Genomic DNA, 15,805 nt, shown 5'->3' on the forward strand with positions numbered 1-15,805 from the left:
GCCGCACAGCAGCGGCAGCGGGCTCACAAGCGCTGCGTCGCCAGCACCGCGCCGTCCGCCGCGTAGACCGAGACCGTCGGCTTCACCGAATCGACCCGTAAGGCTTCGCCCTCGACGACGAACACCGACCAGCCCGGCGCACCCGGCAGGGCCAGTACCTCGGTGGTCAGCGGGTGGCCGTTGAGTTCGAGCGTGATCGAGGCCGCTTTGCCAGGGCCGTGGTAGATGCCCGCCCACACGGTCGTGGAACCCGCGGTGCCGGCGATCGCGGCGACGCCGGCGCTCGGTAGCGACAGATGGTCCGGGTGGTCGATCGACAGGGCCGAGGTCGCCAGCCAGAGTCCCTGATCCGTGAGCCACAGCACGGCGCCGGAGTGCAGGGTCACCCGTTCGCCGTCGGCGACGGTCCGCACGGCGGGCCCGGGCTGCTGCGTGCCGGTGATCTGAGTGAGCGGCGGCTGCTGGGGCCCGGGCGTGTGCGAGCGGCCGGCCGCCAGCCAGGTCGGGACGGCGACGGCGCCGACGACGGCCAGCGTCATGGCGGCGGTCGACGCGGTGCGGCGGCGTCGGCGCGCGGCCTGGCCGCGCCGGATGGTCGGCTCCGTCGGCGACGGGTTGACGGCGACCCGGTCGGCGGCGCGGCGCATCGCCTCGGCCAGCGTCTCATCGAGGTTCACAGGGCTTCCTTTCCTCCGGTCGAGGCGATCCCGGAAGACGTGGCGGGAGTGCCGGACAGCTGCTTGGCCGGGGCCGGCCTGGCACCCTGGACCGGCCTGGCACCCTGGGCCGATCCGGCACCCGGAGCGGACCTGGCGGCCGGGGCCGATCCGGCGAACCCGGCCAGCAGGCCGTCCTGGCGCAGCCTGGCCATCGCCCGCGACATCTGGCCGCGCACCGTGGCCTCCCGGAGGCCGAGCGCGGCCGCTATCTGGGCGTGGGTCATGTCGTCGAAGTAGTACAGCACCACCACGGCCCGCTGCCGCGCCGGGACCCGGGCCAGCGCGGCGAACAGCGCCTCGGTCTCGTCGCCGTCCGGCGCGGTCGGCTGCTGCCGCGGCTCCGGCAGGCGCGCGGTCAGCCACTCGGCGACGCGGCGGCGCCGGAACTGGTCGGCGTGGCAGTGGATCATGATCTGGCGGACGTAGGCGGCGGGATCGTCGCTGGCGCGCACCCGCGCCCATTTCACGAACGCGCGGACCATCGCGGTCTGCGCCAGGTCCTCGGCGCTGTGGTGGCTGCCGGTCAGCAGATAGGCGGTGCGGACCAGTGCGGGCCAGCGGGCGGCCATGAAGTCCCGGAACTCGTCGTCGGCGGAGCTGGTGGTCACGGAGGCCTTGTCGGATCGGGGATGCGGTGGTGGGCGGCGAGGACGGGGACGGGGCAACGGGGCGCGGCGGGCGCCGAACGGCCACGTTCGGAGAAACCGCGGCCGCCGCGGGCTAACCGCTCATCGCCGACACCCGCCCCCAGACCTTCTAGCTGTTCTGCACCTTGATCGACGGCTTGGCCGAGCCGACGCCGTGCGCGTCCAGCACGTAGTACACACCCCAGCCGGGGTTGCCCGGCAGCGAGGTCACCTTAGTCTCCAGCACGCGGCCGTCGATGGTGATCGTGACCTTCGTCGAGTCCGAGACCGGGCCGCGGTAGATACCCGCCCACAGGGTCTGCGAGCCGTCGCCGGCCGCGGTGGTCGCGGCCTTACCCGGCTGCACCGCGGAGACCCGCAGCAGGTCCGCGGTGCTCGCGCCCGGCACCTGCACGTGGAGGCCCTCGGCGGTGAGCCACAGCTTGTAGTTCTGCATCGTGATCACGTCCGGGGTCGCGGCGGCGGCAGCGGCCGGGTGCACGTCCGCCTGCGCCGCCGGGGCGACGGCCGGGACCGCGCCCGCCTGGACCCCGGCGGCCGACGGCGATCCGTCGGTCCCGGCCGCCGACGCCACGGACGCGACCCCGGCCCCGACACCGACCACACCGGTCATCGCCACCGCGATCAGCGCCAGCCGCCCGCGCTTGCCAACAGGCCTGCTCACAGAGTTCATCGCTGCTCCTGCCTCGAAAACCGTCTCCCGCTCCGTTCGGGAGCCGAAGAAGACAGGGTCCGTACCCCGTCCGATCCCCAAGACAGCTCGGCGCGGGCAGAACGCTGCTCGCACCGGCGCGGCAGTGCTGTGATCCACCTCACACTGGTGTCGGAACGACCTCCAGCGCCGCCGGGCCGTTGACCATCATCGAGGCCAGACGGGCCGGCTCCTGGCCGGGCCGCGCCAGCGCCAGCCCGGGCAGGCGCTCGAACAGTGTGGACAGGGCGATCTCGGTCTCCAGGCGGGCGAGATGCGCGCCGAGGCAGAAGTGGGGCCCGTAGCCGAAGGCCAGATGCTCCTTGCTGGCCCGCGTGGGGTCGAACTCGTCGGGTCGGTCCGGGTGCAGCGCCGGGTCGCGTCCGGCCGCGGCGAACCCGATGATGATCGGATCGCCCTCGGCGATGACGACGCCCTCGCCGAGGTCGATCTCCGCGACGGCGTAGCGCAGCGGCATGTGCATCACCGGCGCCTGGACCCGCAGCGTCTCCTCGATCACGTCCCGCCAGCCGATCGCCTTGTCCCGGACGGCGGCCAGGCTCTCGGGGTGGGCGAGCAGGGCGTGGACGGCGCTGGTGATGACGTTCACCGAGGTCTCGTACCCGGCGCCGATCATGGCCGACATCGTGCCGAGCAGCTCCGGCTCGGGCATCGGCTCCTCGCCCGGGCGGTCCGCCAGCAGCAGGTCCCCGGTCAGGTCGTCGGCCGGATGCTCCTGCTTGTAGCGCAGCAGCTGCGTGAGCCGGTCGTTGAGCTCGGTCAGCCGGACCACCATCTCCTCGGGCCCGAGCGCCGACTCCAGGATGCCGTCGATCGCGCTGCCGATCGGGGCCCGCAGGTGGTCCGGGACGCCGAACAGATCGCAGATGACTGTCATGGTCAGCGGCAGCGACAGCTCCCGCCGCAGGTCGACGCTCGTCCCCGGGGGCCGGGCGGCCAGCGCGTCGACCAACAGGTCGGCGGTCGCCTGGACCTGGGGCCGCAGCCGCTCGACCCGCCGCGGCGAGAAGGCCGGCGCCAGGCGGCCGCGGGCCTTGTGGTGCTCCGCGCCGTAGCTGTTGAAGAAGCTCTCCTGGAACGCGATGCCCGCCAGCACCCAGCCCTCGGGCACCTCGGAGCGGCCGGGCCAGTGCCGGCGGAAGTCGCGGGAGACGCGCGGATCGGTGAGCAGCGCCTGGATGACGCTGTGCCGGGTGACCGACCACGCCAGGACCGGGCCGGGCAGCTCGACGCGCACCGCCGGTCCCCGGGCCCGCAGGGCCGCGGCCTCTCCGTGCAGGTCGCTGCCGGTCGGATCGAGGATGGGGCACTTGGAAACGGACGACGACGACATGCCATGCTCCCTCGCCGGAAACCGCGCTCGCCTCAGCACGGCGACGCCCCCCGCGCACCGTGCGTGTCCCGTCAGAGTACTGCGACGGCTGGCACGCGTCACGAGTCGGAGCGGCCCCCGATGATCCGCGGCAGTTCGCCGCGCGAGGAGACGCCGAGCCGGCGGTAGACCCGGCCCAGGTGTGCCTCGACCGTCCGCGGACTGAGGAACAGCCGCTGTGCGATCTCCCGCGACCGCAGACCCGCGGCGGCGAGCGCCGCGATCTCGCGTTCCCGGTCGCTCAGCATGCCGAGGGGCCCGTCGTCGTCCGGTCGCGGCGGTTTGACCTCGCCTCGGCCGGTGGCCGGTTCGGCGCGGGCGCGGGCCGCGTCCTCGCGCACCCAGGACGCGCCGAGGGCGTCCGCGGTCGTCGATGCCGCGTCGAGCCAGACGAGGGCGGCTTCGGGGCCGTGCGCCGCTTCGACCGCCGGGGCGGCCATGGTCTGGGTCCAGGCCCGTTGGATCGGGAATCCGGCCCGGGTGAAGCGGTCGACGGCCTGCTCGAAGCGGTCGACGGCGAGATCGGGGCGGCCCTCGGCCAGGTGCAGGGCGGCGCGGGCGCGGACGGCGCTCGCGGTCTGGCCGGGCAGGGCGAGGCGGGCCGCGGCGGTCTCGGCGACCTCGGTCCAGCGCCGGGCGGCGGGCAGGTCGCCGCAGCGGACGGCGGCCAGGGCCATCAGGGCTTTGAGCGAGGGTTCGAGGGCCGGCTGGGCCGCCGCCACGTCCTGGCCGTCGGCCCGCTCCAGCATGGTGCGCAGGGCGCCTTCGGGGTCGCCGCCGAGCAGCTGCACCTGGGCCGCGACGCCGAGGGCGCTGAGGGCCCACCAGCTGTGGTGGGACTCGACGTCGGCGATCGCGGACTCGGCGAGCGCCAGGATCTCGCGCTCGTCGCGGCGGCCCCGGGTCCAGATCATCGCCGAGGCGCGCACGGCCTTGGCCAGGCCGATGCCTTCCTGGGAGCCGACGGCGGCGGCGAGCTGTCCGGCCTGACCGGCCCACTGGGTGATGGTCTCCAGGCGGCCGGTGAACAGGTCGACGACGGCGAGGCCGAGGAGCTGGTGCAGGACCACGTGCAGCTGGGTGCCGCCGCTGGCGACCTTCAGTCCGCGCCGGAGGTGCCGGGAGGCGTCGTCGAAGTGTTCGAGGTAGAACTCCGCGATGCCGAGCGTCGCGAACATTTCAGGGGCCTGACCCGCGTGCGGATCGGCGAGGGCGTCCACCGCGGCGGCGCAGGACCGCGCCTCTTTCACGGCGACGTCGACGTCGCCGAGGTAGGCGTCCTGGCAGACGGCCAGGCAGCGGATCGCGACCTCGGTCGGGTGCGGGGGCCGGGCGGGTCCGGTGGGCCGGGTGGGTCCGGTGGCCCGGGCGGCGGGGCCGGCGAGGTCGGTCTCGGTGTCCACGGCCTTGCGGATCATCGCGCGGGCCTGGATGTGGTCGCCGCCGAGCGTCTGCACCAGCGCGTACTCGTAGATCATGGTGACGGCTTCGAGCGGCAGGGCGCCGCCCTCCCCCGGGGCCGGAAGCAGGCCCAGCGCCGTGGCGGCGATGGCCTCGGCCTCGGGGTAGCGGCACAGCAGCCGTTCGACGTCGGCGGCCGCGCCGTACGCCCGGAGCGCGATCTGCCACGGCAGTTCGGAGACCTGGCCGAGCACTTGGTGCACCAGGGCTCTGGCTTCGTCCAGGCGGCCCACGGCGATCATCGCGCGGGCGCACAGGATCTCCACCTCGGCGCGGGCCTGGCCGCCGTGGGGGGTGTGGTCGAGGGCCAGGCCGGACCAGTGGGCGGCGGCGGCCGGGTCGCGGGCCACCACCTCGGCGGCGGCCCGGGCCAGGATCGGGGCGGCGGTCCCGGAGTCCGTGCCCAGCAGGTGCTCGGCGTGCCGGGCCAGCGGTGCGGCGGCGGTTTCGCGGCGGGCGCGCAGGTCGAGCGCGCGCCGGTGGCCCACCGATTGTTCGGCGAGGCTGCAGTGTTCGTGGGCGACGTGGCCCAGGACCGGATCCCGGAAGGCGAACTCGCCTCGGTCGCGCGGCCGGACCAGGTCGGCGTGGGTCAGCTCGCCGAGGGCGGCGAGGACGCGGTCGGCCGGGAGGTCGCAGACCTCGACGACGTCTTCGGGGCGGAACGGGTCGCCGAGGATGGCGGCGCCGCGCAGTACCGCGCCGGCTTCCGGGGAGAGGAATTCCAGTTCGGCGGTCAGCGCGGCCGCCTCGCGCAGCAGGCCGCCCGGGTCGCCGCCGGCGCGGAACGGCCACAGCACCGGGTCCCAGCCGGCGGCCAGCAGGATCCGGAGGTTGCGGGGGCTGCCGCCGGCGGCGTCGCCGAGCCTGCGGTCGTGGGGCTCGTCCTGGGCGGTGAGGTCCGGCAGGGCGGGACCGGGCTCCGGGGCTTCCGCGGCGGACGTGGCGGACGCGGCGGACGCGGCGTGGGCCGCCGGGCCGCCGGTCCAGCGGTCGGCGAGCTCGGCCATCGTGTCCGGGGTCAGCGGCGGGACCACGACGCGGAGCACGGTCCCGGCGCGGATGCCGTCGTCCAGGGCTTCCAGCAGGGCGGGGCTGGTCTGCCGGGGGCGGTGGGCGAGGGCCAGCAGGAACGGTCCCGGGACGGGGTTGCGGACCAGGTGCACGGCGATGTCGACGGAGGTCCGGTCGCACCATTGGACGTCGTCGAGCAGTACCGCGCCGCCGGGTTCGGCGGCCCAGGCGCTCGCCAGGCCCCTGGCGGAGGCCGGATTCAGGGTGCTGTCGGGCTGCGCTTCCCAGGCGTTGCGGAATATCTGGCCGGGTACGGCGTCGCCACGGATCGCGTGGCCGCGGGCCAGTCTGGCCCCGGACTCGGCGACCATCGCCGCGAGGGCGGCCAGCAGGCTGGTCTTCCCCATGCCGGGGTCGCCGACGATCTCCAGGACACTCCCCCGCCCGGAGCGCAGCGATCGCACGGCCTGTTCCAAGCGCGCGACTTCCGCGTCCCGTTCGACCAGTGGCCCGTCGAAGCGTGAGAGGCTGATGAGTGGCATCGACACAAGGTAAAACTCTCCATTTCCAGCCGCCGATATTCAAGGTAGTGACACACCACATTCGGCACCGTCAGCGCGGTGGTGCTCGGACGGGTGCTGATGTTCCTCGATCGTTCACGCGGGCGCGGCGCGGGTGGTTCATCGCGAGGCCGGTCGCCGGACTTTTTCTCTGCTGACTGTCACGGAGGGGCTGCCCCGCGGCTATATGGGGTGTAAGCGCTACTACGTCGAAGGGAAGGGGGAGCCATGGCCGCGCTGGAGGATCATGAGCTCACCGACGAGGACCGCGAGTTCGTCGATCGGCTCTACAGGGAGCACGGAGGACGGCTGTGGAGTTATTGCAGCCGACTGGTGGGGCTCGACGGCGCCGGGGATGTGGTTCATGAGGTGTTCTACGAGCTCATCAGGAAGCCGGAGCGGATAGCGGATCTGCGCGTTCTCGACGCGGACCGACGGCGTGGGTGGCTGTTCCTCGCGGCTTATCGCAAGGCTTTGCGTCAGCTGGAGCGGTGGAACCGCGCCATGCCGACGGACCGGATTGTGGAGGGTGCCGATGCCAGGGATCCGATGGATCGCTGGCTTGGCGCCGCTCATGCGGAAACCCTTATGGCGCAGGTGCGGCAGACGTTCGACGAGCGGGATCAGGCCTTGTTGCGGGTGTCGCTGGACATCAGCGAGGAGGTGATCTCGTACGAGCAGGCGGCTGTCGAGCTCGCGATGAAGGTGGACGCGGTGCGCCAGGCGGTGAACCGGATGGTCAACCCGGAGAAGGGATACCTGCGCGGGGCCGTTCTGACGGTCTATCTGCATGACACCGGCGGCGGCAAATGCACCGACGACCGCCTGCGGAGGGCTGTCAGCGGTGAGCTGACCATACAGCTGCGGACCAAGGTGGTGCGGCATGTGGGTCGCTGCGCGGACTGCCGGACCACACGGGATCAGCTGCCGCTTCTGGCCGGGGTGCTGCGCGGTGCCTGGCCGACGCTGTTGTTGCCGCCGCCGGATGTGCATGCGCGGGTGATGCGGGAGGTGGGCTGCCGGATCGCCGGGGATACGGCGGGCCCTGGCAGCTCTGGCACTGACCAGACCCCAAGCCAAAGCCAAGAGCAAAGCCCTGGCTCTAGGCCGAACCAGGCAGCGCCGTCGGCCGCGGACATGGTCTCGATGCTGACCCGGCCGCTGTTCGCAGCGAAAGCGCCCGCCAAAGCTCCGACGCGCAGGCGCCGCCAGTCGCTGCTGGTGCTGGTACTGCTCCTGCTGGGCGTCTGCGTCGCCGAGCCGACCTATGCCAGCCACCTGTTCGAGAGCGCTTCGAAGCCGGGGACCGGTCGTGCGACACCGGTTCGCTCGCCTGTCCAGGTCGCGCCGGTGACCTCCGTCGCTCCGCCACCAGCGCAAGGGACACGGACCCGTGCCGGCGCACCGCCGTCGACCGCCGTCAGCTCGCCGCGGGTCGTGCCGGCGCCGCCTTCGTCCACGGCGGAGGCACGAGCGTCGGTCCCGAAGCCCAGCAGTTCGCCCTCGACAGCTGTCAGCACTCCAGCGAGGATCCCGCCGCCGCAGAGCAGCTCAGCACCTCCGCAGAGCAGCTCCGCGCCCTCGCAGGCTCCTGCCTCACTCGGGCCCTCGACCACTCCCACTCCGGTTTCGGCCACCCCCTCGGTCACGAACGCGACGGCCACCGTGGAGATGTGCGGACTGCACATCACCGCCACTGTCGCCAACGCCACGAGCAGCGCCCTGAACTTCCTGGTCGATGGGAAGCTCCCCTCGACCATCATCCCTTTGCAGGGTTCTCCGTTGGCCGCCGACCTGTACCCGGTCGATCCTCCGCGCTCCAGCCAGATCGCGGTGAGTCACAAGGTGAGCTGGTGGATCAGCGCGAAAAACGGCTCGACGATCCGGTTCTCGCCGGCGGTGACCCAGACCGTCGCGGGGTGCTCGAACGTCACTCCGGTGCACTGAACCGCCGGTACCGTCCGAACGCCAGGGCCAGCACCGTCCGCCACTCCGTGCGCAAGGACCGCCGGGGTGGCGGCGCGGCGCGCCGGTGACGCGGCACGCGGACGCGCAGCGCGCGGGGGCGGATCGTGCAGACCACCGGCGTCTTCAGGGTCAGGGCCTCGCCGTCGACCGCGACCGGGATGGTCGCCTCGACGGCGTCGACCTGGACCCGGCGGGCGCTGCGCACCGTCACCGCCCGGGATCCGGTGCCCAGCAAGGCGAACTGCGCCGCGCTCAGGGCGCCGTCGACGTGCACGGCCACGACACCGAGGAGGCCGCGGTCCAGGCGGGGACGGCGGCCGCCGCCGAGCGTTCCGGACTCCATGTAAGGGTTGTTGCTCACCAGCAGCACTTGGGGCGAGGGCAGCGGATCGCCGTCGGTGTCCACCGCCAGCGACTCCTCGGTGGCCGGGAGCAGGTCGGGCAGGTGCTCCAGCGCGGTTCCGGCTTTGGAATCACGGTACTGAGGGTTCTGCACGATCTCGGCGTACGCACCGAAGGACGCGGTGTTGACGAACGGCCGGTCGGCGACGGTTCCGAGGTCCACGCGCAGCTCCACGCCGTCGCGCAGGGCCTCCAGATCCGCGGCCGGGTTGTCGCGGTCCAGGCCGAGGTCCATCGCGAAGTGGTTGCGTGTGCCCGCCGACACCACCATGAAGGGCAGGCCGTGGTCCGCGGCGACGGCCGCCACCAGCGCCTGCGTGCCGTCGCCGCCGGCCACCCCGAGCAGGTCCGCCCCGCCGGCCACGGCCTCGCGCGCCATGGCGGTGACGTCCTGATTCGCGGCGGGGTCCAGGAGCAGGACGCGGGCCCCGAGCGCCTCGGCCTTGGCGACGAGATCGAATTCGCCGACTTTGCCGTTGCCGGAGGCGGGGTTCATGATCAGCACGGGGTGGCGGGGCCGGGCGGCGCGCCGGGGACGGGACCGGGAGCGGGAACCGGCGCTGGCCAAAGCTTGCGTGTGGTCGAGGCCGCGTAGCGCGGCGCGAGTGCAGAGCACCCCGGCGGCGGCCAAGGCCGCCACCGCGACGCCGGCGAGCCAGAAACCCGCCACGGCGGACAGGATGATCAGCACCACCGGCGCGGCGGCGGCCACTCCGGCGCCGAGCCACCGCAGAAGCCTGCGACGTGCGATGAACCACCAGGCACCGGCCCCGGTGAGGAGGATGGTGACCAGGACGGCCGACACCATGAGCAGGCCGCGGAAAAAGATAATCGTGACGAGGAGCAGGGCGACGGTCGCGAGCAGGCAGCTCAGCCCGAGCTGGGCGAGCGTCCGGGACCGGCGATCAGGTGCCACCTGGACCTCTCCTCCTACAACCGTCGCCAACGCGCTTCGCAGAACGAGTACGCGCCGAACGCGGCCAGGCCCAGGGCCATCAGGACCAGCAGCACCGGGCCGAGCGGAGCGGAGGCGAGGGCGCGGAGCGTACCGTCCACGCCCCGGGCGCGCGCCGGGTCGAAGGTGATGGCGGCGTCGATGAGGAACACGCCCGCACCGGCGGCGACCACCCCGCGCGCCACGTTGCCGACCATGCCGAGCGCCAGTACTCGGCGTCGCCCGGATGCGGACAACGAGCCGGTGCGCAGTTCCTTCGCGAAGCGCTTCTGGAGGCCGCGCTTGACGAACAGGGCACCGCCGATCACGAAGCCCGCGCCCACCGCGCCGACGAGCCACCGACCCCCGGTGTGCTGCATGAGTCCGGAGGTGAAGTCCGTCGATTGCTGGTTCGTCGAACCGCTCGCGTGCCCGGTGAGGGCGAAGCGGGCGGTGGTGTACGCGGCGACGGTGTAGAGCACTGCTTTGCCCGCCGAGGCGAGCCTGGAGCCGGCGCCCTCCTTGTCGGGCAGGTTGGGGCGGAGTCCCATCATCGCCCGCCACAGGGCCATTCCCGCGAAGCCGACGACGAGGAACCAGAGGACGACGAGGCCGAACGGCTTGCCGGCGATCAGCTCGAGCGCGCCGGTGCGGTCGGCCTCGTTGGCGCGATGATCGAGCGCGATCATCAGTGCGATCCAGCCGACGACGAGATACACCAGGCCTCGCGCCGCGAAGCCGGCTCGGCCGAGGGTGATCAGCGCCTGTTCGGGCGGGGAGTCGGATTCGGAGTCGGTGGAGGCGGTGGATCTGCTGGTGGCGCGTCCGGCGGAGCCGGTGGACGCGGCGGAGCGGCCCCCGCGGCCCCCGCGGCTACGGCGCGCCAGGCGGCCGAAGTGCCAGGTAGCACGTGATCCCGTACTCATCGGCAACTGCCTTTCCTCGCCTGAGAAGTCGTTTCCGGCCCACCGGATGTCCCCTTCGCCACCCGCCAAACGGGGCCCATCGCGTTTGCCGACGTCAGACCTGGTCATCAGGAACGAGACCAGCCCCCAAGGAGGACACCATGAAGCGAGCGATGACCCTGGCCACCGGCCTCGCCGTGGGCTACGTCGCCGGCGCGCACGCCGGCCGCGAGCGATACGAGCAGATCAAGCGCAAGGCGCACGACATCAGCCAGCAGCCGACCGTGGCGGACGCGCGGGCGAGCCTGCGCGAGCACGCCACCTCCGCGACGAAGACCGTTGCCGACAAGGTGACGGACGTCGCGTCCGGGCTCGTCCACAAGATCCACGGTCCGGGCGAGGAGGAACCCGCGGTGGCCGCGATCAACAGCACGTCGGTGCTGCCCGGAACAGCTACTGGCGGCTATCCGTCGGTGTAGGCGTGGCCTGAGCTAGTAGAGTGTCGCTGCTTAGTCATGGTGTGCCTGGTGGGGGCTGGTGGTGTTGAGCCTGTCTTCCCTTTTGTCAGTCAGGACTGTGATGTCTTCGCAGAAGAAGCGGCCGGTTGTTTTGACGCTGGCTGATCGTGAGGAGTTGGTTCGGGTCACCAGGACCGGGGTTCATCCGGCCTCGATGATCCGGCGAGCACGGGTACTGCTTGCGCTGGACAGGTCCGTGGGTGTGGAGGATCCCAATGAGGTGATCGCGGCTCGGCTCGGTGTCTCGGGCGAGATGCTGCGGCTGGTCGCCAAGCGGTTCGCCGAGACCGGCGGCGACGTGTGGGCCACGATCGGGCGTAAACAGCGGCCGTTCCCGCCGGTGGCCTCACCGGTGACCGGCGAGGTCGAAGCCAGGCTGATCGCGCTGGCCTGCTCGGCGCCGCCGGCCGGTCACGCCCGGTGGAGCCTGCGGCTGCTGGAGAAGCACGTCGCGCTGGTCCAGGACATCCCCGACCTGGACCACTCCACCATCGGCCGGGTGTTAAAAAAACACAGCTGCGCCCTCATCTGAGGAAGTGCTGGACGATCCCGCCGAAGGCCAGCGCGCAGTTCGCGGCTGCCATGGAGGACGTGCTCGCCGTCTACGCCCGCCCCTACGATCCCCGGCGCCCGGTGGTGTGCATGGATGAGAAGCCCTACCAACTGCTTGGACACGTGCGCGACCCGATCCCCGCAGCCCCACGGCGCGACCGGCGGGAGGACTCCGAATACCTGCGCCACGGCACCTGCTCGATCTTCTGCTGGGTCGAGCCTTTGGCCGGCTGGCGCAGGATCGACGCCCGCCCCCGGCGCACACGGATCGACTGGGCCGGCCAAGTCCGGCACCTGCTGACCCAGGACTACCCCGACGCCGACCAGGTCATCCTGGTGATGGACAACCTCAACACCCACAACACCGCCTCGCTGTACGAGGCCTTCCCACCCCAGGAGGCCTTCGCCCTGGCTCAGCGGCTGGAGATCCACCACACCCCCAAACACGGGTCCTGGCTCAACATCGCCGAGATCGAACTGTCCGCTCTCACCAGACAATGCCTGGACCGACGCATCCATGATCTCGACCTGCTCAACACCGAACTGGCCGCCTGGGCCGACACCGTCAACACCGTTCAACGCCAAGTCCGGTGGCACTTCACCACCGACGACGCCCGCACCCAACTCCGCCACCTATATCCCAAACATTAGCGGCGACACACTACTAGGCCTGGCCTTAGCCAGATGTGGCCTGAGCCGGGCCTGGCCTGATGTGGCGTGGCCTTAGGGCGCCACGTAGCCGAACACAGTCTCGGACAGCACGGCGGTCTCCTTCACACCCGTCCCGGGCGGCGCCTCGAACGCGCCCATGAACAGGTCCCCGTTCGTGCCGCCCATCCAGACGCAGATGCTGTAGCCGCTCGCCAAGTCTCCGCAGCTCATCACCAGCGACGATGCTGTCGCGTGGGTGCCGAGCTTGGTCTCCGGGACGACGTTCCGCGCGCCCATCGCCTCCAGCGTGCCGTCGACCACGTCCGGCACAGGGCGGACCGGCTTCAGCTGGCCGAGGATCAGGATGTACGTGTTCGCCGACGACTCGGCGTCGCCGTAGCCGGTGGCGCTGAGGTCGGCGAGGGCGTCGCGGTACTTCGCGTCCGCGACCTGGTACACCTTCGACGAGGCACCGAGCGACGCGGTGCGGTGGATCGGCAGGTGCGAGGACCCGACGGCGTCCATCAGCTCGACGACTTTCTGGTGATCACCCTTGGCGCTCGCCGGAAGGGGCCCGGACGCCGACGAGTGCGAGGCGCTGGGGGTGCTGGAGGCAGTGGAGGCGCTGGAAGTACTGGAGGCGCTGGGCGCGGAGGAACGGCTGGAATGACCGGTCGCCGACGCCGACGACTTCGGCGAGGTCGCGGATGTCTTGGAGGTCGCGGACGTCGAAGTCGTGCCCGTTGCGGCCGTCGCAGTCGTCTGCGACGGCTGGTCCGTCGCGGAGATGATCGAGACAGCGGACTGCTTCGTCGGCTGCGACGCACACCCCGCGGCCATCATCGCCACCAACGCGCTCATCGAGCTGACGTGAAGCGCCTTCGACCTGATCATCGCGGTCTCTCCCCCTGCGGCTGGCTGTTGCTCTCAACGCTAGGGGGCGGGAGCAGGGCGGAGATCAGGCGTTTCCCTAGCGCACGCCGCGTCCTGGGCCGCCATGACTTCGTCGCCGTGCTCGAAGGCCCAGGCGCCGAAGGCCTCGATCGGTGCCAGCAGGGACCGGCCCAGGGCTGTGAGCTCGTACTCGACTCCCGACACCGACTCCGGTTGCGCCTGCCGGTCGACCAGGCCGTTGAACTGCAATCGCCGCAGGGTCTCGGTGAGGACCTTGGAGCTGATGCCGCCGATGTGTTCCCGCAGCTCGACGGGGCGGCGGGGGCCGTCTCGCAGGGCCCAGAGGACGACGGAGTTCCACGTGTTGGAGAGCAGGTCGAAGGCAAGCCGGGCCCGGCAGTCGGCGAGGAATACATCAGTGGTCACATACCAAATGGTGCCCGATCCGCCTTCTAGCGTCAGTACGGACGATCAAAGAGGCCGCAGCGACGGCCGGAGAGGAGACGATTATGCGGATCGGCGTGCTGGGAACGGGCAACATGGCCGACGCGCTCGCCACCCAGTGGGTGCGGGCCGGACACGAGGTGATCATCGGGGGGCGTGACGTCGGCAAAGCGGAACAACTCGCAAGCCGCATCGGCGACGGGGCGAAGCCCGCCGACCTGCGCACAGCTGCCGAAGCCGCCGACGACGTGGTGCTGGCCGCCCTGCCCTACGCGGCAGGCGCGGACGTGGTCGGCGCCCTGCGCTCGGCGCTCGAAGGCAAAGCAGTCCTCGACTGCTCCAACCCGATCGGGCCCGGCTTCCGCCTCCTGACCGAAGGTGGCCCCTCCGCCGCCCAACGTCTGGCCGCGGCAGCGCCGGAAGCCCACGTGATCAAGGCCTTCAACGTCTGCCACGAAGACGTATGGCGCATGCAGCCGCCCGTCTTCGACGGACGACCACTGGCCGTACCCCTCTGCGGCGACGACGAGGCCTCCCTCGCCAGAGCCCGCGAGCTGGTGCGGAACATCGGCTGCGAACCCTTGGCCGCCGGGGGCCTGGAGCGCGCAAGCCTCGTGGAGGCCACGGCCCTGTTGTTCATCGGTCTGTGGGTCGGCGAACAAGTCGACGCCCAGGCCATCGCGCCTCCGTTGGCGTTTGTGACCGGACCGCGCTGAACCGGTCGACAGCCATGGCCAATCCGACCGCGCAGGTGATCCACGCGGTGCTGAGCAGACGAGGCGCCTCGGCGAAATGGGGATGGACGCAGACCGTGCCGATGCCGATGAGGACCGGAACTGTCAGCAACGGTGCGGCGCGGGAAGACTTGGTCCACAACAGCCGGCCGGCGACGGACAGTGCGGCGATGCCGAAGGGCATAGTGGCCTGCCGTCGGACCTCCATCAACCAAAAGCCCTGATTCAGGGTCAGCAGTCGCTGCCAAGGATGGGTGACATCCGGGCTGGTGAAGCACACCGTGAACAGCTCCTGCAAGGTCTCGGCGATGCCTGGGTCACCTCTATAGGCAGACCAGGCCGCAGTGCCGGCCGCGCCGACGCCGGCCAGCGCGAGCAGAAGCACAGTTGCCGGGCGACGCGTCCCGATTCCGGGACGCGTCAGGCCCATACCGGCGGCGACAAGCAGCCCGGCGCATAACGCAGTGGCCGTGGACTCCTTTGCAGCAATCGTTGCGACAAGCCCCGCGACGAGAAGGCACGCGCCCACGCGGGGCCGCCTGTTGCCCAGCAGCAGCGCGGCCCCGACCAGCACGATCAACACCAACACGTCGATGGGCCCCTCCGACAAAGGCTGGGCGCACCACGACCCGATCGGAAGAACCGCGAACAGAATCTGCCCGGCCACCGCCGCCCTGACCGACCCGCCGATGGCGGCGACCAGGGCGGCGGTGAGCAGACCGCCCGCGGCCGCCAGCGTTCCCGCCGCGACCCACATGCCCCAGAAGGTGCCGAACACGACCAGGAAAGGGGCATACATGGCCGCGACGCCGACGCGCGCCGTGAAGATCGCGGTGTAGCGAGGGCTGACGCGAGTGTCCCAACCGGCAGCGTCGCTCACGCACTGGGCCTGATCGTCGGGCCTGCCGTCGCGGGCCAGCACAGGGATGATCCGCCTCGTCGCGGCGTCGGCGGAGGCCCGGCCCGAACACCAGGCCACAGCGGCGTCGTGGACAGCCCGCGCCCGGCTCTCGCCATCGAGGACCAGGGCGTTGGCAGTGTACTGACGCATGTCGAAGCTGTAGCCCGGAAACACCCGGGCCCCCGCCAGCGTGGCCGCGAACACGGTCAGCGCCACCACTGCCATCGCCGCCAGGTGGCGTCGGCGACCTGGCGTCACGCCGAACGCCGGCCTCGCCGCCCCGGCCGCCCCGGCTGGCCCGGCCGGCTCCCGCGCCTCGGCGGTCCGCCCCGGAAGCAGGGTGGTGCCGGTGAGCGGGCGGCTCGTGTCGGTCGTGATGGCGCCGGTCATGTACTGCACGGTGGCACCCGACCCGGA

The 15,805-nt window shown here is 71.8% G+C and carries 15 protein-coding genes; 5 read left to right on the plus strand and 10 right to left on the minus strand.

Going from position 1 to position 15,805, the window contains the following annotated elements:
• Positions 1 to 23: 23 nt before the first annotated feature.
• The 5 genes from ABD481_RS32445 to ABD481_RS32465 all read right to left on the minus strand — a co-directional run bounded on the left by ABD481_RS32445 (position 24) and on the right by ABD481_RS32465 (position 6,467).
• Positions 24 to 677, minus strand: coding sequence for a hypothetical protein (locus tag ABD481_RS32445; protein WP_344669637.1), 654 nt, complete (start codon positions 675 to 677; stop codon positions 24 to 26).
• On the minus strand, positions 674 to 1,327 hold the full coding sequence (locus ABD481_RS32450) for a SigE family RNA polymerase sigma factor (protein ID WP_344669638.1): 654 nt from the start codon (positions 1,325 to 1,327) through the stop codon (positions 674 to 676). The genes ABD481_RS32445 and ABD481_RS32450 overlap by 4 nt, the downstream gene beginning before the upstream one ends.
• A gap of 148 nt (positions 1,328 to 1,475) precedes the next feature.
• Complete coding sequence (locus ABD481_RS32455) at positions 1,476 to 2,039, minus strand: hypothetical protein (RefSeq protein WP_344669639.1); 564 nt, start codon at positions 2,037 to 2,039, stop codon at positions 1,476 to 1,478.
• A gap of 139 nt (positions 2,040 to 2,178) precedes the next feature.
• Entirely contained in the window at positions 2,179 to 3,411 is a 1,233-nt protein-coding gene (locus tag ABD481_RS32460; RefSeq protein WP_344669640.1) for a cytochrome P450 family protein, read from the minus strand.
• A 98-nt stretch (positions 3,412 to 3,509) separates the two neighbouring features.
• Entirely contained in the window at positions 3,510 to 6,467 is a 2,958-nt protein-coding gene (locus ABD481_RS32465) for a helix-turn-helix transcriptional regulator (protein WP_344669641.1), read from the minus strand.
• Positions 6,468 to 6,713: 246 nt separating this feature from the next.
• Between ABD481_RS32465 and ABD481_RS32470 the strand changes: the two genes are divergently transcribed.
• Positions 6,714 to 8,432, plus strand: coding sequence for a hypothetical protein (locus tag ABD481_RS32470; protein WP_344669642.1), 1,719 nt, complete (start codon positions 6,714 to 6,716; stop codon positions 8,430 to 8,432).
• Here ABD481_RS32470 and ABD481_RS32475 read toward each other — a convergent pair.
• Entirely contained in the window at positions 8,416 to 9,771 is a 1,356-nt protein-coding gene (locus ABD481_RS32475) for a diacylglycerol/lipid kinase family protein (protein ID WP_344669643.1), read from the minus strand. The two genes, ABD481_RS32470 and ABD481_RS32475, sit on opposite strands and share 17 nt — an antisense overlap.
• Before the next feature lie 14 nt (positions 9,772 to 9,785).
• Entirely contained in the window at positions 9,786 to 10,715 is a 930-nt protein-coding gene (locus tag ABD481_RS32480) for a DUF1206 domain-containing protein (protein ID WP_344669644.1), read from the minus strand.
• A 140-nt stretch (positions 10,716 to 10,855) separates the two neighbouring features.
• On the opposite strand from ABD481_RS32480, the gene ABD481_RS32485 reads away from it, so the two are divergent.
• From ABD481_RS32485 to ABD481_RS32495, 3 genes are all read left to right on the plus strand, one after another.
• On the plus strand, positions 10,856 to 11,173 hold the full coding sequence (locus ABD481_RS32485) for a hypothetical protein (RefSeq protein ID WP_344669645.1): 318 nt from the start codon (positions 10,856 to 10,858) through the stop codon (positions 11,171 to 11,173).
• Positions 11,174 to 11,273: 100 nt separating this feature from the next.
• Positions 11,274 to 11,744 carry a helix-turn-helix domain-containing protein gene (locus tag ABD481_RS32490; protein WP_425559341.1) on the plus strand — a complete coding sequence of 157 codons (471 nt, stop codon included), beginning with the start codon at positions 11,274 to 11,276 and terminating at the stop codon, positions 11,742 to 11,744.
• Positions 11,633 to 12,415, plus strand: coding sequence for an IS630 family transposase (locus ABD481_RS32495; RefSeq protein ID WP_344669647.1), 783 nt, complete (start codon positions 11,633 to 11,635; stop codon positions 12,413 to 12,415). The genes ABD481_RS32490 and ABD481_RS32495 overlap by 112 nt, the downstream gene beginning before the upstream one ends.
• A gap of 72 nt (positions 12,416 to 12,487) precedes the next feature.
• Here ABD481_RS32495 and ABD481_RS32500 read toward each other — a convergent pair whose 3' ends face one another.
• Positions 12,488 to 13,309, minus strand: coding sequence for a hypothetical protein (locus tag ABD481_RS32500; protein ID WP_344669648.1), 822 nt, complete (start codon positions 13,307 to 13,309; stop codon positions 12,488 to 12,490).
• Positions 13,310 to 13,348: 39 nt separating this feature from the next.
• Positions 13,349 to 13,735, minus strand: coding sequence for a winged helix-turn-helix transcriptional regulator (locus ABD481_RS32505; RefSeq protein ID WP_344669649.1), 387 nt, complete (start codon positions 13,733 to 13,735; stop codon positions 13,349 to 13,351).
• A gap of 83 nt (positions 13,736 to 13,818) precedes the next feature.
• On the opposite strand from ABD481_RS32505, the gene ABD481_RS32510 reads away from it, so the two are divergent.
• On the plus strand, positions 13,819 to 14,469 hold the full coding sequence (locus tag ABD481_RS32510) for an NADPH-dependent F420 reductase (RefSeq protein ID WP_344669650.1): 651 nt from the start codon (positions 13,819 to 13,821) through the stop codon (positions 14,467 to 14,469).
• Here ABD481_RS32510 and ABD481_RS32515 read toward each other — a convergent pair.
• The gene (locus ABD481_RS32515) at positions 14,390 to 15,778 is read right to left on the minus strand and encodes a hypothetical protein (RefSeq protein WP_344669651.1); all 1,389 of its coding nucleotides are present in this window, start codon (positions 15,776 to 15,778) and stop codon (positions 14,390 to 14,392) included. The genes ABD481_RS32510 and ABD481_RS32515 overlap by 80 nt on opposite strands.
• Between the last annotated feature and the right edge of the window lie 27 nt (positions 15,779 to 15,805).

Source organism: Catenulispora yoronensis, assembly GCF_039531695.1.
Lineage (GTDB): Bacteria > Actinomycetota > Actinomycetes > Streptomycetales > Catenulisporaceae > Catenulispora > Catenulispora yoronensis.